Source organism: Bacillus sp. FSL P2-0069, assembly GCF_038593315.1.
Classification (GTDB): domain Bacteria; phylum Bacillota; class Bacilli; order Bacillales; family Bacillaceae; genus Bacillus; species Bacillus safensis.
The window spans coordinates 2,088,136-2,109,571 of the sequence record NZ_CP151984.1; the positions used below are offsets into that span (position 1 = coordinate 2,088,136).

At 41.0% G+C, this 21,436-nt stretch carries 30 protein-coding genes; 2 read left to right on the top strand and 28 right to left on the bottom strand.

Going from position 1 to position 21,436, the window contains the following annotated elements; genetic code table 11:
- Positions 1–2 precede the first annotated feature (2 nt).
- From spoVAE to NSQ34_RS10640, 20 genes are all read right to left on the bottom strand, one after another.
- The gene (spoVAE, locus tag NSQ34_RS10545) at positions 3–353 is read right to left on the bottom strand and encodes a stage V sporulation protein AE (RefSeq protein ID WP_024422860.1); all 351 of its coding nucleotides are present in this window, start codon (positions 351–353) and stop codon (positions 3–5) included.
- Positions 353–1,369 carry a stage V sporulation protein AD gene (gene spoVAD / locus NSQ34_RS10550; RefSeq protein ID WP_176967018.1) on the bottom strand — a complete coding sequence of 339 codons (1,017 nt, stop codon included), beginning with the start codon at positions 1,367–1,369 and terminating at the stop codon, positions 353–355. The genes spoVAE and spoVAD overlap by 1 nt, the downstream gene beginning before the upstream one ends.
- A gap of 12 nt (positions 1,370–1,381) precedes the next feature.
- Positions 1,382–1,834 carry a stage V sporulation protein AC gene (gene spoVAC, locus NSQ34_RS10555; protein WP_034280360.1) on the bottom strand — a complete coding sequence of 151 codons (453 nt, stop codon included), beginning with the start codon at positions 1,832–1,834 and terminating at the stop codon, positions 1,382–1,384.
- Between the two features lie 20 nt (positions 1,835–1,854).
- Positions 1,855–2,271, bottom strand: coding sequence for a stage V sporulation protein AB (locus tag NSQ34_RS10560; RefSeq protein WP_034280358.1), 417 nt, complete (start codon positions 2,269–2,271; stop codon positions 1,855–1,857).
- Positions 2,261–2,881, bottom strand: coding sequence for a stage V sporulation protein AA (locus NSQ34_RS10565; protein WP_034280357.1), 621 nt, complete (start codon positions 2,879–2,881; stop codon positions 2,261–2,263). Before NSQ34_RS10565 ends, NSQ34_RS10560 begins: the two co-directional genes overlap by 11 nt.
- Positions 2,882–2,995: 114 nt before the next feature.
- Positions 2,996–3,763, bottom strand: coding sequence for an RNA polymerase sporulation sigma factor SigF (gene sigF / locus NSQ34_RS10570; protein ID WP_024422864.1), 768 nt, complete (start codon positions 3,761–3,763; stop codon positions 2,996–2,998).
- Between the two features lie 13 nt (positions 3,764–3,776).
- Entirely contained in the window at positions 3,777–4,217 is a 441-nt protein-coding gene (gene spoIIAB / locus NSQ34_RS10575; RefSeq protein WP_024422865.1) for an anti-sigma F factor, read from the bottom strand.
- Positions 4,214–4,567 carry an anti-sigma F factor antagonist gene (spoIIAA, locus tag NSQ34_RS10580; RefSeq protein WP_024422866.1) on the bottom strand — a complete coding sequence of 118 codons (354 nt, stop codon included), beginning with the start codon at positions 4,565–4,567 and terminating at the stop codon, positions 4,214–4,216. Before spoIIAA ends, spoIIAB begins: the two co-directional genes overlap by 4 nt.
- Positions 4,568–4,728: 161 nt before the next feature.
- On the bottom strand, positions 4,729–5,916 hold the full coding sequence (locus NSQ34_RS10585) for a D-alanyl-D-alanine carboxypeptidase family protein (protein ID WP_034280356.1): 1,188 nt from the start codon (positions 5,914–5,916) through the stop codon (positions 4,729–4,731).
- Between the two features lie 126 nt (positions 5,917–6,042).
- Positions 6,043–6,855, bottom strand: coding sequence for a purine-nucleoside phosphorylase (locus tag NSQ34_RS10590; protein WP_254001358.1), 813 nt, complete (start codon positions 6,853–6,855; stop codon positions 6,043–6,045).
- Positions 6,856–6,866: 11 nt separating this feature from the next.
- Positions 6,867–8,051, bottom strand: coding sequence for a phosphopentomutase (deoB, locus tag NSQ34_RS10595; protein ID WP_041117869.1), 1,185 nt, complete (start codon positions 8,049–8,051; stop codon positions 6,867–6,869).
- A gap of 153 nt (positions 8,052–8,204) precedes the next feature.
- Positions 8,205–9,095 (bottom strand): site-specific tyrosine recombinase XerD, encoded by an 891-nt coding sequence (xerD, locus tag NSQ34_RS10600; RefSeq protein WP_254001359.1) that lies wholly within the window; start codon positions 9,093–9,095, stop codon positions 8,205–8,207.
- A 6-nt stretch (positions 9,096–9,101) separates the two neighbouring features.
- The gene (locus NSQ34_RS10605; protein WP_024428058.1) at positions 9,102–9,329 is read right to left on the bottom strand and encodes a YqzK family protein; all 228 of its coding nucleotides are present in this window, start codon (positions 9,327–9,329) and stop codon (positions 9,102–9,104) included.
- A gap of 117 nt (positions 9,330–9,446) precedes the next feature.
- Positions 9,447–9,899, bottom strand: coding sequence for a ferric iron uptake transcriptional regulator (fur, locus tag NSQ34_RS10610; RefSeq protein WP_003215577.1), 453 nt, complete (start codon positions 9,897–9,899; stop codon positions 9,447–9,449).
- Between the two features lie 110 nt (positions 9,900–10,009).
- The gene (gene spoIIM / locus NSQ34_RS10615) at positions 10,010–10,654 is read right to left on the bottom strand and encodes a stage II sporulation protein M (RefSeq protein ID WP_024422873.1); all 645 of its coding nucleotides are present in this window, start codon (positions 10,652–10,654) and stop codon (positions 10,010–10,012) included.
- Between the two features lie 116 nt (positions 10,655–10,770).
- Complete coding sequence (locus NSQ34_RS10620) at positions 10,771–11,901, bottom strand: S8 family peptidase (protein ID WP_081279475.1); 1,131 nt, start codon at positions 11,899–11,901, stop codon at positions 10,771–10,773.
- Positions 11,902–12,011: 110 nt separating this feature from the next.
- Positions 12,012–12,233 carry a hypothetical protein gene (locus tag NSQ34_RS10625; protein ID WP_034280349.1) on the bottom strand — a complete coding sequence of 74 codons (222 nt, stop codon included), beginning with the start codon at positions 12,231–12,233 and terminating at the stop codon, positions 12,012–12,014.
- Between the two features lie 68 nt (positions 12,234–12,301).
- Complete coding sequence (locus tag NSQ34_RS10630) at positions 12,302–12,754, bottom strand: GNAT family N-acetyltransferase (protein WP_176967017.1); 453 nt, start codon at positions 12,752–12,754, stop codon at positions 12,302–12,304.
- On the bottom strand, positions 12,741–13,922 hold the full coding sequence (locus NSQ34_RS10635; RefSeq protein WP_176967016.1) for a TIGR00375 family protein: 1,182 nt from the start codon (positions 13,920–13,922) through the stop codon (positions 12,741–12,743). The genes NSQ34_RS10630 and NSQ34_RS10635 overlap by 14 nt, the downstream gene beginning before the upstream one ends.
- A complete protein-coding gene (locus NSQ34_RS10640) occupies positions 13,919–14,476 on the bottom strand; it encodes an NUDIX hydrolase (protein ID WP_070326527.1) in 558 nt (185 codons plus the stop codon). Before NSQ34_RS10640 ends, NSQ34_RS10635 begins: the two co-directional genes overlap by 4 nt.
- Before the next feature lie 168 nt (positions 14,477–14,644).
- Here NSQ34_RS10640 and NSQ34_RS10645 point away from each other — a divergent pair, with 168 nt between their 5' ends.
- The gene (locus NSQ34_RS10645) at positions 14,645–15,568 is read left to right on the top strand and encodes an aldo/keto reductase (RefSeq protein ID WP_024422879.1); all 924 of its coding nucleotides are present in this window, start codon (positions 14,645–14,647) and stop codon (positions 15,566–15,568) included.
- Positions 15,569–15,703: 135 nt separating this feature from the next.
- Here the strand turns inward: NSQ34_RS10645 and NSQ34_RS10650 are convergent, their stop codons facing one another.
- Complete coding sequence (locus NSQ34_RS10650; RefSeq protein WP_224426704.1) at positions 15,704–16,108, bottom strand: antimicrobial peptide LCI; 405 nt, start codon at positions 16,106–16,108, stop codon at positions 15,704–15,706.
- A gap of 184 nt (positions 16,109–16,292) precedes the next feature.
- Positions 16,293–16,517: a YqkE family protein gene (locus NSQ34_RS10655; RefSeq protein ID WP_047202235.1), complete on the bottom strand. Its 225-nt coding sequence runs from the start codon at positions 16,515–16,517 to the stop codon at positions 16,293–16,295.
- A gap of 123 nt (positions 16,518–16,640) precedes the next feature.
- On the opposite strand from NSQ34_RS10655, the gene NSQ34_RS10660 reads away from it, so the two are divergent.
- Positions 16,641–17,567 carry an alpha/beta hydrolase gene (locus NSQ34_RS10660; RefSeq protein WP_065214660.1) on the top strand — a complete coding sequence of 309 codons (927 nt, stop codon included), beginning with the start codon at positions 16,641–16,643 and terminating at the stop codon, positions 17,565–17,567.
- 26 nt (positions 17,568–17,593) lie between these two features.
- Here NSQ34_RS10660 and NSQ34_RS10665 read toward each other — a convergent pair whose 3' ends face one another.
- From NSQ34_RS10665 to NSQ34_RS10690, 6 genes are all read right to left on the bottom strand, one after another.
- Positions 17,594–18,856, bottom strand: a complete 1,263-nt coding sequence (locus NSQ34_RS10665; RefSeq protein ID WP_024428051.1) for a tetratricopeptide repeat protein — start codon at positions 18,854–18,856, stop codon at positions 17,594–17,596.
- Positions 18,857–18,984: 128 nt separating this feature from the next.
- On the bottom strand, positions 18,985–19,131 hold the full coding sequence (locus NSQ34_RS10670) for a hypothetical protein (protein ID WP_155762198.1): 147 nt from the start codon (positions 19,129–19,131) through the stop codon (positions 18,985–18,987).
- Between the two features lie 27 nt (positions 19,132–19,158).
- On the bottom strand, positions 19,159–19,398 hold the full coding sequence (locus NSQ34_RS10675; protein WP_024422884.1) for a YqkC family protein: 240 nt from the start codon (positions 19,396–19,398) through the stop codon (positions 19,159–19,161).
- Between the two features lie 12 nt (positions 19,399–19,410).
- The gene (locus NSQ34_RS10680) at positions 19,411–19,737 is read right to left on the bottom strand and encodes an iron-sulfur cluster biosynthesis family protein (protein WP_025093021.1); all 327 of its coding nucleotides are present in this window, start codon (positions 19,735–19,737) and stop codon (positions 19,411–19,413) included.
- Between the two features lie 79 nt (positions 19,738–19,816).
- Positions 19,817–20,791: a GNAT family N-acetyltransferase gene (locus tag NSQ34_RS10685; RefSeq protein ID WP_125587269.1), complete on the bottom strand. Its 975-nt coding sequence runs from the start codon at positions 20,789–20,791 to the stop codon at positions 19,817–19,819.
- The gene (locus NSQ34_RS10690; RefSeq protein WP_024428048.1) at positions 20,788–21,267 is read right to left on the bottom strand and encodes a GNAT family N-acetyltransferase; all 480 of its coding nucleotides are present in this window, start codon (positions 21,265–21,267) and stop codon (positions 20,788–20,790) included. Before NSQ34_RS10690 ends, NSQ34_RS10685 begins: the two co-directional genes overlap by 4 nt.
- Between the last annotated feature and the right edge of the window lie 169 nt (positions 21,268–21,436).

The window sequence follows — 21,436 nt, forward strand, 5'->3', positions numbered from 1 at the left end:
GGTTATCCTTTCGGTTTAAAGATAAGTGCGACAATAAATGAGAATAAAATCGCAGCTGATATTCCAGCAGAGGTTAATTCAAAAATACCGATACCGATGCCGATGAATCCATGTACATCTGCCTGATGCATTGCCCCATGAAGCAAGCTATGACCAAAGCTGACGATTGGTACGGTGGCGCCCGCACCTGCAAATTCAATAAATTTATCATAAATACCGAATCCATCTAAAATGGTACCCGCTACAACAAAAGTAGTCATGACATGTGCAGGCGTGAGTTTAAGTACGTCTAGTAAAAGCTGGCCAATGACGCAAATAAGTCCGCCTGCCACAAAAGCGATAAGATAATCCATTAGCTCTCTCCTCCTGCACGCTCAAATACGACACCGTGCGCAATGGTTGGAATGGTCTCTTTTTGCTGAACCATCATCGGGCTGAGTAACGCCCCGGTTGCCACAACAAGTACTCTTTGCAAATTCCCTGCTTTCATTTCTTGAAAAATATGACTAAATGTCACAATAGCTGAACAAGCACAGCCGCTGCCTCCTGCGAATACGTTTTGGTCGGGTGTATAGATAATTAAACCGCAATCATCGTGCTTTCGCCCAAGCTGAATGCCGTCTTCTTTCAGAAGATCCTTTAAGATCGGTGAACCAATGCCTGATAAATCACCAGTTAAAATCAGATCGTAATCATCTACTGTTCTTCCTAAGTCTTCTAAATGCTGCTTGATGGTGTCTGCCGCTGCCGGTGCCATGGCCGATCCCATATCAAATGGATCTGTAATGCCAAGATCCATGACCCTGCCTACTGTTGCGCTTGTAATTTGAATGTCAGAGATTTCTTGGCTGATAATAACAGCTCCGCTTCCTGTCACTGTACTTGTTGCTGTATCGGGCTTTTGTCCGCCGTATTCTGTCGGATTACGAAATTGGCGTTCTGCCGTCGCATTATGGCTGCTTGTCGCTGCAATGGCTCTATTTGCAAAACCGCCATCAATGAGCGCTGACGCAATGGCAACCGATTCCATTGAAGTCGAGCATGCCCCAAACAAGCAAAGAAACGGGATCTTCAGCTCTCTTGCCACATAGTTTGCAGTGACGTTCTGATTGAGTAAATCTCCAGCCAGCAACAGGTCAATATCGCTTTTTTGAAAATTTGCTTTTGATAAAGCGGTTGATATCGCATCATCCATGAGCTTCCTTTCAGCCATTTCCCAATTCTTTTGATCACAGTGCATTTCATCATACGTTTTATCAATTAAATGGCCAATCGGGCCTTCTTTTTCTTTCGGTCCTGCAGCAGTTCCTTCTGCATTGACATAAAGCTTGTGCTCAAATACCCAAGATTGTTTACCTGTTAGTTTCACCTTTCATTCCTCCTACGAAAACATCTTTTCAAAGACGTATCGAATGATCCCTACGACATATGCGGAAACGACACCAAACACAATGACGTTCCCAGCGAGTTTAAACATATTTGTGGCAACACCTAAAACAAGCCCTTCACTTTTATGCTCAAGGGCAGCACTTGTCATACTGTTAGCAAAGCCTGTCACTGGTACGGCCGATCCGGCTCCAGCAAACTGGCCGATTCTATCGTAAATACCGATACCCGTTAATAGAGAAGAAATTAAAATGAGGGTTGCCACCGTCGGATTCCCTGCTGTCTTTTCGTTAAAATCAAAAAAATGGATATAGAAATTTTGCAGCCCCTCACCTATCAGACAGATTAAGCCGCCAACTAAAAACGCCTTGATGCAGTTGATGACATAAGGAGGTTTGGGCTGATACGTTTTTACCTTAGATGGATAGTTCTCTTTTAAACTCGACACGTGTTGTTCCCTCCAATTTCTTAAATATAAATAAGCCAATGAAATAGTGAACCAAATACCTTTCCTAAGACGATGGCCATGAGCAGCAAAACAATTTTCCCGTCCATTCCAATTCTTTTCGTTAATATAGGAAGTACATTTAATACTTCAGTGAGTGCAGCTGCAAGCATGCCGACAAAGATACCTGATAAGAGACCGACCGGCAGTGCCAGCCATTTGGTTAAATGCAGATGTATTTGACTTAAGGTGGCCCAGCCGCCAACGACCGCACCGCTAATGACAGCCGCCTCGTACCCTTGTATGAAGCGCTGCGTTTTGGTTAATTGCATTAAGCGGGGAATGATGCCAAGCACTGTAAGAAATGCCACAAATCCTGCTCCGACCGTTAAACCGCCGCCAAGTCCAACGAGTACGACAAAAAGCCATTTACCGATCATGGATATCTTTCAATGTTTCTTTATTTTCGTTGAGTGCGACGTAATGATCGAGATCAAGCTGATATTTAAACATTTCCACCTCGAGCGGACTTGGTTCTTCATTTAAACGCTTTTTAAATACATGATTGAAAAACAAAATCATGCCAAAGCCGAGTCCAAAGCTATATGGAATTTGTAATAAATACGGATGCTCAACCGTTTTTCCAGTGATCATTTCATATAGACGGATATGAACGAGCCGCATACTGACATCCTCGTGGAAATTCATAATGGCAAGGGCCGCTCCGACAAATAATAAGAGCCATACAAACACAAATAAAACGGGAGAAAGCTGGCGTTTGCCTGTATCAATTTCAACAATAGCTTCAGAGCCGCCGACGGTTTGAATGTCGATATCCGGCCACGTTTTTTTGATCGTTTTGACGACATGCATGATATCAAGTACGACGATGTGACGATCCTTTTTGCTGACATGATACACCGGCATTTTGCTAAGCTTTTGCACAGCAAACTCATCACCAGTGATTTGGGCGATATCCTCTAAATAAATGAGCTGATCAATACCAGTTTTGATTCGATGGCGCAGCCGAATAAAGATTTGTCCGTCCATCCAAGTCACTTCCTATACGATGGGTTAAAAATAGTATGTGGTGAAAAATGGTTCTCATACTGATAGAACTTGATTTACCGGTAATTACCACACAAAAAAAGCCAGCCGAATTGGCTAGCTGTCTTTTTGATCCATTTGCATTTGGATTTGTTTTAAAATTTTCTTTTCAAGCCGTGAGACTTGTACTTGTGAAATGCCAAGTCTTTCTGCAACCTCAGATTGTGTCTGATCTTTATAATACCTTAAATACACAATGAGTTTTTCCCGTTCTTCTAATTCCTTGATCGCTTCTTTCAGTGCGATTTTATCAAACCATCTTTCCTCAGAATGATCGGCAATTTGATCAAGCAATGTAATCGGATCCCCATCATTTTCATACACCGTTTCATGAATGGATGATGGGGAGCGTACCGCTTCTTGGGCGAGGACGACATCCTCTGGTGTGATATCAAGGTATTCGGCAATTTCCTGAACGGTCGGCATTCTTCCATGAGACTTAGACAATTCATCCCTTGCCCGCCGAATTTTATTTCCGAGTTCCTTTAATGACCGGCTGACTTTGACCGTTCCATCATCCCGAATGAATCGCTGAATCTCACCAATGATCATGGGAACGGCGTACGTTGAAAACTTTACATCATATGACAAATCAAATTTATCAACAGATTTCAGCAGTCCAATACAGCCAATCTGAAACAGATCATCTGGTTCATATCCCCTATTTAAAAAGCGCTGAACAACGGACCAAACAAGACGCATGTTTTTTTCTACGAGGAGGTCTCTTGCTTGCTGATCACCGTCTTGGCTTTTTTTGATGAGCTCTTTGACTTCATCATTTGACAGCTGGGCTTTTTTAGCTTGCTTTTTTACCTCCACATCCATATGAGCAGCTCCTTTAATTACAAAGCGCTTTGCTTTTTGATAGATGCTTTGTTAAACGGATGGTCGTGCCCATTTCTGGTGATGAGTCCACCATGACATCATCCATAAAATTCTCCATGATGGTAAAGCCCATTCCAGAGCGCTCTAAGTCTGGTTTTGTTGTAAAAAGCGGCTGTCTTGCTTCCTCAAGATCTGTAATACCCATACCTTCGTCACGAATGGTAAGATAAACGACATGGTCATCTAGCGTGACATGGATATGCACCTTTCCATCTGGATTCCCATCATAGCCATGGATGATGGAGTTTGTCACTGCCTCAGATACAACGGTCTTGATTTCTGTTAATTCATCTAAAGTCGGGTCAAGCTGAGCGATAAACGCCGCGACTGTCACTCTTGCAAACGATTCATTCTGGCTTAATGCCGAAAAAGTCAGGTTCATTTCATTTCTCATGATGCCACCCCCAATGTTTGCAAAGCCGTTTGCTCAGAAGGCTCCATCCGAATGATTTTAAACAAACCAGACATATCAAATAACCGGTTCACCGCTGGCGAGATGGCACAGACGACCATTTCCCCGCCAAGCTGCTTAATTTCTTTATATCTTCCTAAAATCACTCCGAGTCCAGAGCTGTCCATAAACGATAAATCAGCCAGATTCAGCACAATGTGGCGAATGTCCTCTGTTTCCAAATAATTCGTCACCTTTTGTCTCAATGTTTCTGCGGAGTGATGATCGAGCTCTCCTGTTAACCGAATGCAAAGTACGCTCTCTTTTACTTGAAAATCAATACCAAGGCTCATTTTTTTATTCCTCCTTGCTCTAATTTCGGATAAAGAATGTTTCTCTTTTATATGAAGTAAATCCTTCACCATGACAAAACTAGTGACCATTCGTCACATTTAGATGTTCTTTTCTTTTCCTCATAGCAAAAAGACTGCCAATTACAGCAGCCTTTCGCCTTTTATTTCCATTTCACAAAATCAGCCATTGCTCGTTTGAAGAAAGTCCAAACGCCTGCCTTTTCCATTCCTTCTTTTGCTTCTACAGGGCTTTCATGCAGCACTTTTCCGTCTTTTTTCAAGACGATCGTACCAAGTTCCGTTCCTTTTGAAAATGGAGCTTTGACATCATGAGACAATTTGATTTCTTTTTTGATCTGATCCACATTTTCGCCTTTTTTTGTTAAAAGGGAGATCGGTTCAGAAGTCACGAGCTGAATGTTTTTCTTTTTCCCTTTGCTCACTTTGACCTCCGCCACATCTTGCCCTCGTTTGTAAAGCGGATGAGTCGTATATTGACTAAATGCGTAATCTAACATTTTGACTACCTGAGCGTTTCTGTCTTTCGGCGTGCTTGCGCCAAAGACAACCGCAATGACGCGCATGTTGCCTTTTTTAGCAGATGCAGTTAAACAGTATTTCGCTTCACCTGTAAAACCGGTTTTTACCCCATCGACACCTGGATAAAATTTAATCAGACGGTTTGTGTTGACAAGCCAGAATTTTTTATCTGTGTTTTGCCTTAGATAGTCTTCGTAGACACCTGTGAATTTGGTGATTTGTTCATATTTCAACAGCTCTTTTGCCATTTTTGCCATATCGTGAGCTGTGCTGTAATGGTCTTTTTCAGGAAGTCCTGTTGGGTTTTGAAAGACCGTTGAGGTGAGGCCAAGCTCTTTCGCCCTTTTGTTCATCTGCTCAACGAACTGTTCTTCAGATCCTGCAATATGCTCTGCCATGGCAACTGAAGCATCATTTCCTGACGCAATCGCAATGCCTTTCAGCATTTCTTTCACGGTCATTTCTTCTCCTGGTTCAAGGAAGATTTGTGAGCCTCCCATGGACGCTGCATAGTCGCTCGTTCTGACCTTGTCTGTCATTTTTAGTTTACCCTGATCAATGGCTTCCATGATGAGAAGCATCGTCATGATTTTGGTCATACTTGCGGGTGCAAGCTTTTCATCGCTGTTTTTGTTGTAAAGCACCTTTCCCGTGTCTCGTTCTATTAAGATCGCTGATTTGGCTTCGTGTGCCAATTCTGATGTTTGTTTTTCTCCTGGTTTTTCAATCTTTTCTTTTGCTATCGCTGATGGTGAAACCATTGAGATAAGGATCATTAAAATAAACAATGCACATATATGACGTTTCAAGTGGCAGACCTCCATTATCGTAATCCTTTCTATTTTTTCCTCATATAGGCTGTTTTATTCAGAGATCGTATGATTGCAAATAAAAAAAACCTTCTGCTTGGGTAGCAGAAGGCTTCTGGACACATGCTATGAAAGTTGTTTGACAATGTCTTTTACTAAATCAAGAAAACTTGCTTTCACTTTTTCCGTTACTTCGATCACTTCATCATGAGACAGCGGCTGATCCAAAATACCAGATGCCGCATTGGAAATGCATGAAATGCCAAGTACTTTGATTCCTGCATGACGCGCAACAATGACTTCTGGAACAGTCGACATTCCAACAGCATCTGCTCCAAGTGTTCTTAGGAAACGAACTTCAGCAGGAGTTTCATATGAAGGACCTGTCATCCCTGCATAAACCCCTTGCTGTACAGATATACCTAAACGCTGGGCTGTTTCTTCTGCAAGTGCCATTAGTTCTTTATCGTACGGTGCAGACATATCAGGGAAACGGACGCCTTGACTGTCATTTGGGCCAATTAATGGATTGGTTCCCATCATATTGATATGATCTGTGATCAGCATGAGATCTCCTGGACGTAATGACGTATTCACACCGCCGGCTGCATTTGTGACAATGCATGTGTCAATGCCAATTTCTTTCATCACACGGACAGGAAACGTCACTTGCTTCATATCATATCCTTCATAGAAATGAAAACGTCCTTGCATAGCGCAAACGACAGTGCCTTTCAGCGTTCCGATCACGAGCTGTCCTGCATGTCCCTCTACTGTTGAAACAGGGAATCCAGGAATATCTTCATATTTTATTTTGATTGGATTTTCAATCTCTTCTGCTAAAATGCCAAGTCCTGATCCTAAAATGAGCCCAACTGTTGGTACATATGTCGATGCTTGTTTAATGTATGCCGCCGCTTCTGAAAACTGTGCTCCCACGAAATTTCCCCCTATTTGAGTTTAGATAAAAAGCTTGTTCCGTATTTTGGCATCGTTGTCTTGAAATTATCTGCAACGGTTGCCCCAAGATCAGCAAACGTTTTTGCTGTTGGCAGTTCATTTGCTTCCTGATGCTTTTTGCTGTAAGCAATGAGCGGAACATATTCTCTTGTATGATCTGTTCCGTGATGAACTGGGTCATTACCATGATCTGCTGTGATCACAAGAAGGTCATCCTCTTTCAACAGGTCAAACACTTCAGGAAGACGTGCATCAAATTCCTCTAGTGCTTTTCCATAACCCTCTGGATCTCTTCTATGTCCGTAAAGAGCGTCAAAATCAACAAGGTTTAAAAAGCTGAGTCCTGTAAAGTCTGTTTTAAGTGTATCGACCAGCTTGTCCATTCCATCCATGTTTGATTTTGTTCTAAGAGATGATGTGATACCCTCGCCGTCATAAATATCAGAGATTTTTCCGATCGCAATGACATCGAGTCCATCATCTTTCAGTTCATTCATGACTGTACGGTCAAATGGTTTTAACGCATAGTCATGACGGTTTGGCGTTCTAACAAATGCGCCAGGCTCTCCGACAAACGGACGAGCGATAATCCGGCCAACCATATATTTTTCATCTAATGTGAGTTCACGGGCAATTTCACAAATACGGTAAAGCTCATCTAATGGCACAACTTCTTCGTGCGCAGCAATTTGCAGCACAGAATCCGCAGATGTATAAACAATTAAATCGCCTGTTTTCATGTGCTCTTCGCCAAGCTCATCTAAAATTTCCGTACCAGACGCAGGTTTATTTCCAATAATACCTCGGCCTGTTTTTTCTTTTAGTTCATTTAATAGTTCATCTGGGAATCCTTCTGGAAAGACTTTGAACGGTGTGTCTATGTAAAGACCCATGATTTCCCAGTGTCCTGTCATTGTGTCTTTACCATTTGATGCTTCTTGCATTTTTCCATAATAAGCAAGCGGTTTTTCATCCGCTGGAATTCCTTTGATTTCTTTAATATGACTCAGCCCAAGCTTCGCCATATTCGGCATATGAAGCCCGTTCATTTTTTCAGCAATATGTCCAAGTGTATCTGCACCTACATCATTAAAATCAGCAGCATCTGGTGCTTCCCCAATTCCTACTGAATCCATGACGACGAGGAAAATGCGTTTATACTGATAATCAGGCATTAAAAAGCGCCTCCTTCAATATTCTTGTCTTTTGACCTTACAAACAGTGAGAGGTCAGACATCTCAAGTATAAACCGTTTACAAGCCAGTTGACAACCATAAACGGTGTAAACATGAAAAAGCATGACACCCGTTCACTGTGTCATGCTTTACTTATGCCCTTGGATGGAATTTGTGATACACATCTTTCAGTCTTGTTTTCGTCACATGTGTATAAATTTGTGTTGTTGAGATATCGGCATGTCCGAGCATTTCCTGTACAGCTCTTAAGTCCGCACCGTTTTCAAGCAGGTGTGTAGCAAATGAATGTCTGAGCGTATGAGGCGTCAGTTCCTTTTGAATCCCTGCTTCGATGGCTCGTTTTTTCAAGTTCTTCCAGAAGCCTTGACGCGACATTTTTTTCCCATGATGATTGAGAAATAGGGCATCGGACGGCTGTTTTTTTAACAGCTTGCTTCTTCCCTTTTCGATATATTCTTCAATTGCGCTTGCAGCAGCTTCACCTATTGGCACAATACGCTCTTTTCTTCCTTTTCCAAAACAGCGGACAAAGCCCATTGTGAGGTGAACATCGGCAAGGGTCAAATCCAGCATTTCACTGACGCGAATCCCCGTTGCATATAAGAGCTCAAGCATTGCTTTGTCTCGGTAGTCAAAGGGAGTGTGCTGATTTGGTGTATCAAGCAGCTTTTCGACCTCCCCTAATGATAAAACTTTCGGTAAAGTCCGCTCTGTTTTTTGCGTTTCAATGTTCCATGACGGGTCATTCGTTGTCACTTTTTCCCGAAGCAGAAATTGATGAAAGGAACGGATCGATGATAGATGCCGTACAGACGTTTTACTCGATTTCCCTTCCTCTTTTAGCTGCTTTAAATAATGAATGATATGCAGACGCGTGACATCGCGAATATCCGTCAGCTGTTCATGTGTCATTAAAAAAGACAAGTAGTTCTGTAAATCTCTTTTATAAGAAACAATGGTATTTTCAGAGAGTCCTCTCTCTACGGTCATAAAATGAATAAAGTCGGATAATTGATCGTTCAATGATTTCTACTCCCCGTTTTGATAAAAATAAATCAATCGGTCTTGCCAATTGTCTTGGTTCGGCTGATCCATTTCCATCACTTTAATTGCTGCACCCTCTGGTTTATCATAACGATGGTAGCTTTCATATTCTGAATTTATCCATATCATAGCATAATAGAACAGGACGGTAAAACCAGTGAACAAGATAAATACTTTGATCACTTCACCTGTTGTTTTGAGCCATTTTCGCATAAACTTCAAGTCCTTTCTCACCTTCTCATTACTTCAGCATATGCCAGGTGGGACAAGGAATATACAGCGAAAATGCAAAAAACCTCTTCATCTTAAATGAAAAGGTTCCAATTCGGATTATTTGCCGGATTCATCATCATGACACCGGTGGCAAATACCATGGAATGTCAATCTATGATCCTTAATTTTAAATTTCCAGTCACGTTCAATAATCTCTTCGACATCTTCTAATAAATCATCTTCTATCTCATCGACTGTTCCGCATTCCATGCAGACAAGATGATGATGGAAGTGAGCGGCTCCTTCTTTGCGAAGATCATATCGCGAAACGCCGTCTCCAAAGTTAATTTTATCAACAACTTTCAGTTCAGTGAGCAATTCTAACGTCCGATAAACAGTAGCAAGACCAATTTCAGGAGACTTCTCTTTTACGAGGAGGTATACATCTTCTGCACTTAAATGGTCTTCTTCATTCTCAAGCAGTACTCTTACTGTGGCTTCACGCTGTGGCGTGAGCTTGTAGCTGGAAGAATGAAGCTGTTTCTTAATTCGATCAATCCTATTTTCCATTGACTTTCCCTCCTACGCCACATTACTTGATCATTATATCAAATGATGTGCTGAGAGCCAACTATAATCATTTTAAATTGATAAATAAATTGATTATTAATTAATAACAATTATAAAAGAACACCTGCCAGCTTTTTCATCAGCATGAATGATATGTACGATTCAAAAAAAGACGACAGTGCAGCAAGCGCTAAAATCATCAGCAGAACAGATGCATACCGGCCAAACCACTGGACGGGTGCTTGACTGATGGTTTTTTTCATGAAGAGCTGTCCAATGAGCCGGATGGAAAACGCAATCGCACAAGTGCCAATCACTAAATAGGCTGGAATGAGCAAAATGTTTTGCGGAAGCACCGATACAAACGAGAGAAAAAATCCACTCAGCCCCATTTGATTCACGAGAAAACCAACAGTAAACCCAACAACAATTCCTTTTAAAAAGATCATGAGAAAGATAAGCGGCAGACCAACGATGGAGATTCCAAGTATCCACATAAGGCCTAAATATTTCATATGATGCAGGAAGCTTTGTAAAAACATTTCTTTTGATTCTGCTGCTTTCTCATTTGTCAGCTGACCAAAAAATTGATTTAAATAATAGAATAAATCCTCTTTCTGGCTGAATGTCATGCTATTGACAATGATGGCCCCGAAAATCACACCCATTAAAAAGAGTACAGAGACAAATAAATAAATCGAGAGATGATCTTTTACGTGCTGAAGAAGATGCTCCTTCCAAGACTTTTTCCGCATGTGTCTTCCTCCCAAATAGTAAGGTTACTAGATTCTATGAGAGAGATTACGAAACATGACAGTTTTCTCGAAAGAAAAAAGAGAAAGCAGCCTGCTCACTGCTTTCTCTTTTTCATTTATCGTGCGGCTTTTTGTACGTTCACAAGCCCGGCACCGTAATAAAAAGGTTCTCCAAGCTTTGTCGCCGTTTTTGACAGTCTCTCGCGTACTTCATCGTTTGTCAGATTCGGATGTTTTGATAGAATGACAGCCGCAGCGCCCGCTACATGCGGTGATGCCATTGACGTTCCGCTCATGTAGCCATATTCGTTATGAGGAATGGTGCTCAGCGTTGAAACGCCTGGTGCTGAGACTTCCAGTTCTTCGCCAACAGATGAATCAAAAGCTCTTTGCTTTTTTTGGTCAACAGAGGCAACCGCCATCACTGAACTGTATTTAGCCGGATAGTCAATCGTATTGAGAGAGCCATAGCTTCCTTCATTCCCTGCAGAAGCCACAATGAGAATCCCTTTATCATACGCTCGATCTACCGCTTCTTTCAGCGCCTCAGATTCACTTGCTCCCCCCATACTAATATTGATGACATCCATGTCATTCTCAATGGCCCATTCAATCCCTTTTATGATCCAGCTATAGTAGCCGTCACCATTTTCATCTGCCACCTTGACAGCATAGATAGAAGCTTTTGGTGCAACACCCACGACACCTACCTTATTATCTAATGCTGCAATTGTGCCTGCCACATGCGTTCCATGTTTATGCGGATCAACAAACGGATCAGACTCTGCCGGTACAAAGCTCACTCCGCCGGTGACATGTAAATCCTCATGTTTGCCGTCGATGCCGCTGTCAAGAACGGCTACTTTGACATTCTGTCCAGCGTATCCATGTTTATGTACCTTTTGTGCTTTGATGCTTTTGACGCCGTATGGAATCGTTTGAGCGCTTGTTTTTGCTTTTTGGTCTTCCTCGATAAAGGTCACTTCTTTTGCTTCATTCAGTTTCTTTTTCGAAGTCTCATTCAGCGACACTTTCATCATATCTATTTGCTCTATTGATTCTTTCACATGCCCGCCAGCTTCTTCTACAAGCTGTTTTTGTGTTTTGTCTTGAACGGAAGAAGAAAAGCCGATCATGTACTCTTTTTTTGTTTGCTCCTTTGCAGAAATATCTGACGCGCCAAACATGACGGATGTCACAAGCACACTTGCCATACAAAGCCCTGCTCCAAATGACTTGACGTTCACGATACTCACTCTCCCTTTCGTTTCTTTTTGTCATTTAACTACATATTTAGACAAAAAGAAACGACCGTTTGTCCTATTTTTTAAATTTTTCCATTTATTTGATCTAGTTGTCACAAAAAAGCAAAATAAAAATGCTTATGATCCTCTTGATAGTGATCATAAGCATTTCGTCCTTTATGTTTCTTCATCATATGCTGCAAGGCTTCCTGTTTTGTTTTTGTCTTCCTTTCGTGTGTGCTAAAATGCGGCATGTTTCCTCTCGACAGTTCTGGATTACGGCTCTGCTGCCTTTGGATATGCTCTCGTTTTTTCTTTGCTTTGCTTTTTCCCATTTGGCAAAACCCCTTTCGTTGACGTTATGATACACGATGTTACATAAAAAAGATAGACGTAAAAACGTCTATCTTTCTGTTTTCACCATATCAAGATGCGGAATCCCATCTTCATCATAAACATCTGAGACAGCCTTGAAACCAAATGATTCGTAAAATGACTTCAGGTAGGCTTGCGCCTGTATTTTGACACTTGTTTCACCTAGTTCACTAAGCTTTTCCAAAGTCTTGATGAGCAGCAGCTTTCCATAGCCTTTTTTCCGCCCGGCCTGCGTCACAAGCACGCGGCCGATGGACGCCTCCTTGTACATGATCCCGTTTTGGAAAATTCGGCAATAAGCCACAATCGTGCCGTTCTCTTTTGCGATGAGATGAAGCGCCTCTTGGTCCCGGTGATCAATTTCAGGGTAAGGGCATGTTTGTTCTACAACAAACACGTTGACTCTTTCCATGAGAATCAAGTAAAGATCCTCTTTTGACAATTGTTCAAACGTTTGACATGTCCATTTAATGTGACTCATGATTGATATCCACCTTACCGTACACTCCGCCTCCACCAGCGATCAGTTCGACTTCGCCCTTCCTTGCTTTGATGATGTAGCCCGCTGTCTTTTCTGGCAGAACGGCTTTTAGTTCTTGTTCTGTTGCTTGATGTAGAATATTCATCTCTGTGTGAAACACGGCTTTTAGCTTCTCCAGCGTTTTTGGTCCAACACCCGGAATAAACTGAAGCGGGAGCTGATGAACATAAGGAGGTCTCGTTCCTTTTTCACTTTCTTGGTCAGCAAGCTCTTTTAAACGTTCACTTACTCCTTTTGTCATCCGTGTATGTCCGCATACATGGCACTTTTCTTGATCTGGTGCGTGAGGTCTAACCCCGCATTTCTCGCAGGTCGTATGATAATACTTCCCAAGCCGCGGAGCAAGTCCATAATTTCCTGTGACGGCTCTGCCATCTTTTTCTTCAAGAGCTAGCTTGAATTCGGCAAAAGAGGCATGATCCATTTTGATTTTTGTATATTCCCGCGCGATTTTTCCTAAAGAATGAGCATCTGAATTCGTTAAAAAAGGATACCGGTTCAGCTCACTCAGCTGGGACGCCATTGACGTATCACAGCTAAGACCAAGCTCAACAGCATCAATAAGGTCAGGATCAAATACTTCCGTCAAAGAAGTGTTGACCCCTTTGCCGTATAGACTTTTATGCGGCGTGAATATATGAGCAGGAATAAACAATCCTCCCAGCTCCTTAACCTTGCGCTGAAGTATTTTCCCATCAACATAGAGGCGCTGTGAACTCAAATGCACATTTTTCATATGAAGCGAAAGCCATGCAGAAAACTCAGACATTTTGTGTAGTGTGGGCATAAATGCCAGCACATGAATCGGACCCTTTGAATGGTCATCATTGATTTCTAATTCACTGCCTAAAAGCAGCACTGTCTGTCCAAATGATAAACCGCCGTCATTTAGTTCCGTGTACCTGCCTTCCTCTACACCTTCTATTAATTCTTCTAGGACTTCTGGAGATTGTGCATCAATCACACCAATCATCCCCATCCCTTTACTTTCTGCTGCTTCAATAAGAATTTGATCAATTGTCAGTGACCTTGCACCTGTAATTTTGACAGCTCTGCCTGTTCTTGTTCTGCCAATATGGATATGGATGTCTGCAAAAAATTCCTTCATTTTGTTGACTCAAGTACCTCTTGCAGTTGTAAGTACTGAATGGCATAGGCTGTTTTTGCATCATAAATATGCTGCTTTTCAATGAGGTGCAGAGCTTCTTCTAATGAAACTTCCATTACTTCGACAAATTCATCTTCATCCAGCTCTCTTTTTTCTTCAAGCGGAACTAGCTGATCTGCTAGATAGATGTGAACAATTTCATCTGCAAAACCAGGTGATGTATAAAAGGCCGTCAGCTTTTGAAGCTGCTGGGTTGTATATCCTGTTTCTTCTTCTAATTCTCTTAATGCTGTATGTGCCGGCTCTTCCCCTTTTTCTAGTTTTCCGGCCGGAATTTCAACGATGGCTCTCTCTAGTGCTTTACGGTATTGTTTGACCAAGATGATTTTATTTTCGTCTGTACGTGCAATGACGGCTACTGCACCAGGATGTTTAATGATTTCGCGTTTGCCTTGTTTTCCGTTAGGCAATTCTACATCTTCAATAACCAAATCAATGATTTTTCCGTTGTATAATTCTTTCGACGATAATGTTTTTTCTTCAAAGTCCTTCAATTTTGTCAGCTCCTCGTTCTACTTTCACTTTTTACTTCATTTATTTTAACATAGATGATTTAAGAGAAGCGAAAAGCAAAACGCTTGCTTCAATGCGCCATTTGAAATCACCTAGCTTGAATTCCTGATTTTTTTCACTTAATGTGAAGGGATAGGAGTGTGATGGAATTGAAAAAAAGACGAATTGGCACCTCAGATCTCTTAGTGAGCGAGGCGGCACTAGGATGCATGTCTCTTGGGACTGAAAAAGAAAAAGCGCTCTCTTTATTAGATGAGGCCATTGATCTCGGAATTAACTATCTGGATACAGCCGATTTATATGATTTTGGGACAAATGAGGAAATTGTCGGGGAAGCCATTAAAAACAGACGTCAGGATTTGATTTTGGCGACAAAAGGCGGCAACCGCTTTGAAAAAGGCAAACCAGGCTGGGACTGGGACCCTTCAAAAGCGTACATAAAGGAAGCAGTAAAACAAAGCCTCAAGCGGCTTCAAACAGATTATATTGATTTATATCAATTGCACGGAGGCACGATTGATGACCCCATTGATGAAACGATTGAGGCTTTTGAAGAATTGGTAGAGGAAGGCGTAATTCGCTATTATGGCATTTCATCTATCCGTCCAAATGTCATTAAAGAATATGCCAAAAAGTCCAATATCGTAAGCGTGATGATGCAATATAGTTTACTCGACCGCCGCCCAGAAGAATGGTTCTCTCTACTTGAAGAACAAAGCATTAGTGTCGTCGCAAGAGGTCCTTTAGCGAAAGGATTATTAACTGAAAAGCCACTTTCTCAAGCAAGTGCAGCGATTCAAAAAAACGGCTATCTTCAATATTCATTTGAAGAGCTTCAGCAGATCATTCCTTCTTTAAAGAAAGTCGCTTATGACCTATCACTCACTGAACTGTCCATTCAGTATATACTAAAACATTCTGCGGTCAGTTCCGTTGTATTTGGTGCAAGCTCAGTGGATCAGTTAAAAGAAAATATAGCAGCAGCAAATGCACGTTCATTAAGTGACCAAGAAGTCAAAGCATTAACTTACTATACAAAACCATCTGTGTATGAAACGCACCGGTTCAAATAACAAAAAAGATCACATGATGTGATCTCTCAGATTGTAGAAGAACTCATGTTTTTCTACAATCTTTTTATTTTAGCGTATGTATGATGCTAGTGTTTCTCTATTAAAAATGAGGAGGGGCTAAAAGCCCCGTTGTCCTTATCTTGCACTTTCATAATATGCATAATTTCCAGATTTGCCTTTAAGATAAAATGTAGTACCAAAGCGACTGAAACTATTTGCAAAAGAACCATTATCTGAATACATACATAGTCGATTACTTGCGCCTTTAAAAGGGGTTACAGAACAATCAACAATTGAAGTAGCCTTTGTACTCAAATCAGCATTCGTTAAATCATTTGTAGCAAGAGCTTGTCCAGAAACAGGTAAAAGCAATCCTAAAGATAAAGCGACTCCAGCCATTGTTTTTCTCAATTTCATGTGAATCATCTCCATTCCCAAATTTTGTAATACACCTTCATTATAAGGAGAATGATCCTCTATCAAAAGGGTCTTAATAACCATATTTTCAATAAAAAGGAATTTAAATAATTCAATACTCACCTTTTTACTTCTATCTTAAACTTAAGTTATGGGATTTCGTTTCGTTTGACTGTAAATATCATACTGTCACGATTCTGAAATGAAGTGATGTGAAGGGGGAAGAAGTGCTTTTCTCTTTATACACTTCTATGTTTCTGCTGTGGATCTATCTTAAGAAAAAAAGAGAGCATCATCGCCCTCTTTTTTAGCTTTTATACTTTCTCCAGTCTAAATGGCTTTCATCTAGCAGCTCTGAAAAGCTTTTGTTTTTTTCTTTTTCTTTCTGCTGCCGAAGGAGGTCTTGTCGTTTTTGTTCTTCTCTTTTTTCTGTTTCGACGGCGAGGTTCTGTTTCATTTGAAGAAGCTGCTGTTTGACATCGTCCTTTATGCCGTCCTTTAATTTCGCTTGATCCTGATTGGTCTTTTTCATTGTGCCTCTCTCCTTTTGACTTAGTGTATCATCCGTTTTATTTTCTGAGCAAGAGGCACATCAATCTACCAAGATGTGGTATGATCGTCATAGAAAAAACCCCGGAAAGGAAGAATCGGCTAGATGAAGAAATGGATCGCTATATTTGCCTTCATATTATGTCCACTCGCTGCAATTGGTATTTTTTTCACCAATAAAATGATGTATATTCGAAAATTAACGGATAAAGAGCTCATCAAACGAGAATCAGATGGAGGCCATTATCACCACGAGGAATTTCAACAGCTCAAAAAAGAGAAAGTGTGTATTCCTTCAGCATTTGGTTATGATCTCCATGGCTATTTTGTGCCGTATCCCCATACAACACGCACAATCGTCCTTTGCCACGGTGTTACAGTCAGTTTGATTAACTCCGTTAAGTATATGAAATTATTCCAAAAGCTCGGATGGAATGTGATGCTTTATGATCATAGAAGACATGGAATGAGCGGCGGGAAAACCACAAGTTATGGATATTATGAAAAAGAAGATCTAGCAAAGATCGTAAAGTGGCTCAGACAAAAACTCGGAGAAAGTGCCATCATTGGGATACACGGAGAATCAATGGGCGCAGTCACGACCTTGTTATATGCTGCAAAGCCGGAAGCAAACGCCAATTTCTACATAGCAGACTGCCCTTTTGCTTCTTTTGAGGACCAGCTTCTGTATCGATTAAAAACAGATTTTCGCCTTTCAGGAAAATGGATTCTTCCACTAAGTGATCAAGTGTTAAAATGGCGGGACGGATACCGCATCCGGCAAGTTTCCCCTCTTGATGTGATCGATCAGGTGAAAGAACCTGTACTTTTTATTCATAGCCGCCATGACGACTATATCCCCTGTGAGCAAAGTCAGCAGTTATATACACGAAAAAAGGGTGACAAACAGTTATTTATTGCGCCACACGGTGCGCATGCAATGTCTTTTAGCGAAAATAAGGAAGCTTATGAGCAAGAAATTCAAGCATTTCTTCAAAGATTTGAATTGAATGAAAATAAAAGAGGAGAATGAACAGCAGTTCGTCCCCTCTTTTTGAGCTAACTTATACGATAGTCACCACTGTTGTATGGTGTCTGCCCGCAAGCTCCATATGGCTCTCTTCCGATTGCTGCTGACTCATGACCGATAATCCTGCAGTTGCTGCCAATAAAAGAACTATCAAACTCGTTTTCATATAAATGACCCCCATTTTGGATTTTTGATATGGCTTGAATTTTCCTTTCGTAAAACCGGGTAGATACTTCAAACAGTCCAAGCTCATTGTAATAATGAGCCGCATCAAGTGCCAATTCCTCAATATCTGGGTATAAGCGCTTGTCCTCGAGCAGGTCTAATGTATCGTCTATGATTGTTATGTCTGCATCAACGTATAATGCTTTTAAGAACTGAAATTTGCAGATGTAAATCTCATCTTCTAATTCACAGGCCTTCATAATACCTTGTTGATAGAGGGTTAACGACTCTTCTATTTGTTTTTGTTTAAACAGGATTTGTGTCAGCATAAATAGTGGGTCTAGAGAGCGATTAAGATGGGTTAAATTCTCCTTTTCAAACACTTCAATAGAGTCTTTCAGATAACGGCTTGCTTCCGCAAGATCGTTCATTTGATAATAACAGTTACCTAAGTTGAAAAGGGCCGAACCTATGACTCGAGGGTTTCCAATTGAGCGTGCTCGCTTTAGAGCATTTTTAAAGTAGGGCAATGCATGTTCATAGCATTTCAAATCATCATAGTTTGCACCAATGACAAATTCACAGTGGATGATTCTCAGCGTGTACGTTCTGTAGGCAGAATACGTATCTAACGCTTGCAAGGCATAGTGCATCGAAAAGTGGGTTTGTTTCATGTGGTAGTAAATTTCTGCTAATTTAAAGTAAAATTCTGCTCTTTCTATATCATCTGATATGAGATTGAGCTTTTTTTCTGCTGAGCGGTAATAAGCAATGGCACTTAAATAGTTTCTCTGTTCAAATTCAAACATTCCTGTGAAAAAATGAACATAGTATTCAAGCATATCCGTTAATTTCGTTTGTGAATGTTCAATCGTTTCTAGCAAATTCTTAATCTCTTCATCATTCGAGGCTTTCTTTGCCGGTTCAAAATATTCAAGCATCACCTTGTGGCGAAAATCCATCAGCTGGTAAAACAATAACAAGTTTTGATCCTGCTCCATCTCCAGGATTTCCTGCTCGATCTCCGCCTTCAGCTTCTCTGCTTTCATTACATGAAATCCGCAAATCTGCCTATACCATTCGTTTATTTTGATTCCAACCTGAGGCGATGACAGCTTGAGCTTCAATTCACTTTAGCACCTCCCTTCTCATATACGATACATGTTGTATTCTATCACATTTCCTCGAATGGAAGAAATATGAAATGTCATTTTTCGCAAAGTTTTCGGTATCCCGCAATTAACGCTACAAATGCCTATTTTTCGGCATTTACAGCCATTATTTTTTTATTTCCAGCTTGCTCATTTTGTCGAATTGTTTGTTGAAAAACGGCTTTTTCCGTTCCCAAAAGATCATTTTCCGGATTAGACAGCCATGCGGTTTGATGAGATGATGAACGCACGAAAAAAACCCTTCCGAAAAAGGGCTTTTATAATACATCTGTTACTTGGTCCATATTCTCTTTGATCCAATTGACAGCTAATTCGAGCGTTGGAAATTCTTCTGTTTCAAATGTGACTTCATCTTGAAGAAGCCAAACGTCCTTTTTCACCGAATCCATTCCACCTATTGACCAGTGCAAAAGGCTATAGGGATGATTGTTATTTAAAAACGACACCCATGTTTTATTTTGTGCCGTATTTTGTATCACTTTTAGCTTTTGATCCACTACATTTCCACCTTACTTTACAAGTATACCCATTCTCGGGCTGAGTATTTGTTGAGGACTTTTCAACATAAGTGTGTTGGCTTTTTCGTTAAAATCAATCGTCATTTCCTCGTCAAAAAAGACCTTTTGTGCTGTGTGTATGTACAGCTTAAAGAGCTGATTATGCTTGAGTTCTTCCCATTCGCCTGTTCTTTCACCTGTAAGCCAAATCATTGGGACACCGCTTACCGCACAGCCGCACCCATCTGAATCATATCGAAGGAGCAGTTCTTTTGATTCATGCCCTGCTTGTTGTTTTGTAAGGAACGCTGCTGCTGGTTCTGTTATATGAATATACATGCCGAACATCCTTTTTTCGTTGATTGTTACATTGTAACATATCAGTCATCAATTAAACATGTTCACGCCCTGTTAGCTCTTATGTCTGATCATTTGTCTTTAACTGGTCTGACCAATTGTACGCTTCTTGTTCAATTTCTTTAATGAGCTCATCTTTTCCTTTGATATAACTTGCCATATCTTCAGGATAGGCTTTTGCCAATTGACGCTTTTTATCTGCATAGGCTTTGGCACGATCAGGTGCAGCTTTTAAATAATCTCGGAACACCAAATGCCTTTTTACATCATCATGTCCGGCTTCATAGGCGTGAACGTGATGTGTTCGGTTCAAGCCGCCTTTTCTAAAAAAACGTCTTCCCTTGAGTCCATTTTCTCCGAGCGGTTCATATCCAAGCTGGCGAAACAGGTGGTTACACTCATCTAAGGTGCTGATATGCTTCACCTCTAGCAAGATATCAATAATTGGCTTAGCCGCCATTCCTATGACTGACGTACTGCCAATATGGTGGCCATATACCCAGTTGTCGCCAACTATCTTTTTCAGCTTGTCATGCTCATCTTGAAATTGTTTTGGCCAGCTCGATTGGTATTCAATCACTTCCACCTTTCGAAGCATCAAACGTTCCATCTTTGTTAACATCAGCTTGTTTTCCACCTGCAAACGGGCCTTCTGTTTAAACCCTAGTTTTTCATAAAGCTTGATTGCTGGTGTATTTGCCTCTGCTGTTGTGAGCTCGACTGTTTTTTGATACTGGATAATGGATTGCAGGAGCGCTGTCCCGATTCCTTGATTGACATGATGTGGGTGCACAGCTAACCGGCTGAGGATGATCCGATCATCATGCAGTTCATATGAAGCGATTCCTAACAAATGCCCCTCTTTTTCAAAGCCTATGAAAATCTCATCTGTTTCTATTATGTCTTGAACCGTTTCTTTTAAGGGCGGTAAATCTTGATAGCCAATTTGTTCTGCCTCCCGCTGATATGCAGCCAATTGGATATGTAACAGCTCTTTCGCTTGTTCTTCATTTTTTTGATCCAGTCTGATGATCATGCTTTCGCCTCCAGCTTTTTCACAAATAGCACCCGGTCTTCATGAATGCCGTCGTAATCTGAAAAAACTGAAATACCATCCACTGTTTTATCTCCCTTTTCTATCTGAAAACCGAGCTTTGTATGGTAAGCAATTGAGACTTTATTGACAGGAGCTGTAATAGCCTTAATCGTTGTTCTTCCTTCCTTTTCAGCCGCTTCATAAAACGCTTGATAGAGAATTTTGCCAATCTTCAATTTCCGGTGGTCTGGATGTACCCCCACAAAGTGAATATACGCTTCATCTGAATGCGATTGCGATAAAAAACCGACTAAAAAGCCGATCAGTTCACCTTTTTCAACAACGACAAAACTTGTTTGCTGAAAATGTTCGAAAAATAGCTTTGGCAATTTCGCGCGTAAATCTCTGCCTCCCCACCAGCTTTGAATGACGGATGTGACCGCATAAAAATCTGACGGCTTCACTTGACGTATCATGATGGCCTCGCCCCTTTTCATTTTTAGCTGTACCGCTCTTTTTTCACAAAAAATCAACTGTTTCAATAGTCTACCTGTCTGATCAATTGTTTGTAAAGGTGATGTAACAGCCTTTTTCCTTTCAGTTTTGTTGGTTCTTCGTTCTTTTGCTGTCATCTCCTTTTAAATC

Bases quoted from the DNA above. Each gene is read 5' to 3' on its own strand.
- spoVAE (WP_024422860.1), bottom strand. From the start codon at position 353: ATGGATTATCTTATCGCTTTTGTGGCAGGCGGACTTATTTGCGTCATT.
- NSQ34_RS10560 (WP_034280358.1), bottom strand. From the start codon at position 2,271: ATGATCGGTAAATGGCTTTTTGTCGTACTCGTTGGACTTGGCGGCGGT.
- NSQ34_RS10565 (WP_034280357.1), bottom strand. From the start codon at position 2,881: ATGGACGGACAAATCTTTATTCGGCTGCGCCATCGAATCAAAACTGGT.
- sigF (WP_024422864.1), bottom strand. From the start codon at position 3,763: ATGGATGTGGAGGTAAAAAAGCAAGCTAAAAAAGCCCAGCTGTCAAAT.
- spoIIAB (WP_024422865.1), bottom strand. From the start codon at position 4,217: ATGAGAAATGAAATGAACCTGACTTTTTCGGCATTAAGCCAGAATGAA.
- spoIIAA (WP_024422866.1), bottom strand. From the start codon at position 4,567: ATGAGCCTTGGTATTGATTTTCAAGTAAAAGAGAGCGTACTTTGCATT.
- deoB (WP_041117869.1), bottom strand. From the start codon at position 8,051: ATGCCTGATTATCAGTATAAACGCATTTTCCTCGTCGTCATGGATTCA.
- NSQ34_RS10605 (WP_024428058.1), bottom strand. From the start codon at position 9,329: ATGCGAAAATGGCTCAAAACAACAGGTGAAGTGATCAAAGTATTTATC.
- fur (WP_003215577.1), bottom strand. From the start codon at position 9,899: ATGGAAAATAGGATTGATCGAATTAAGAAACAGCTTCATTCTTCCAGC.
- spoIIM (WP_024422873.1), bottom strand. From the start codon at position 10,654: ATGCGGAAAAAGTCTTGGAAGGAGCATCTTCTTCAGCACGTAAAAGAT.
- NSQ34_RS10625 (WP_034280349.1), bottom strand. From the start codon at position 12,233: ATGGGAAAAAGCAAAGCAAAGAAAAAACGAGAGCATATCCAAAGGCAG.
- NSQ34_RS10630 (WP_176967017.1), bottom strand. From the start codon at position 12,754: ATGAGTCACATTAAATGGACATGTCAAACGTTTGAACAATTGTCAAAA.
- NSQ34_RS10635 (WP_176967016.1), bottom strand. From the start codon at position 13,922: ATGAAGGAATTTTTTGCAGACATCCATATCCATATTGGCAGAACAAGA.
- NSQ34_RS10655 (WP_047202235.1), bottom strand. From the start codon at position 16,517: ATGAAAAAGACCAATCAGGATCAAGCGAAATTAAAGGACGGCATAAAG.
- NSQ34_RS10660 (WP_065214660.1), top strand. From the start codon at position 16,641: ATGAAGAAATGGATCGCTATATTTGCCTTCATATTATGTCCACTCGCT.
- NSQ34_RS10680 (WP_025093021.1), bottom strand. From the start codon at position 19,737: ATGTATATTCATATAACAGAACCAGCAGCAGCGTTCCTTACAAAACAA.
- NSQ34_RS10685 (WP_125587269.1), bottom strand. From the start codon at position 20,791: ATGATCATCAGACTGGATCAAAAAAATGAAGAACAAGCGAAAGAGCTG.
- NSQ34_RS10690 (WP_024428048.1), bottom strand. From the start codon at position 21,267: ATGATACGTCAAGTGAAGCCGTCAGATTTTTATGCGGTCACATCCGTC.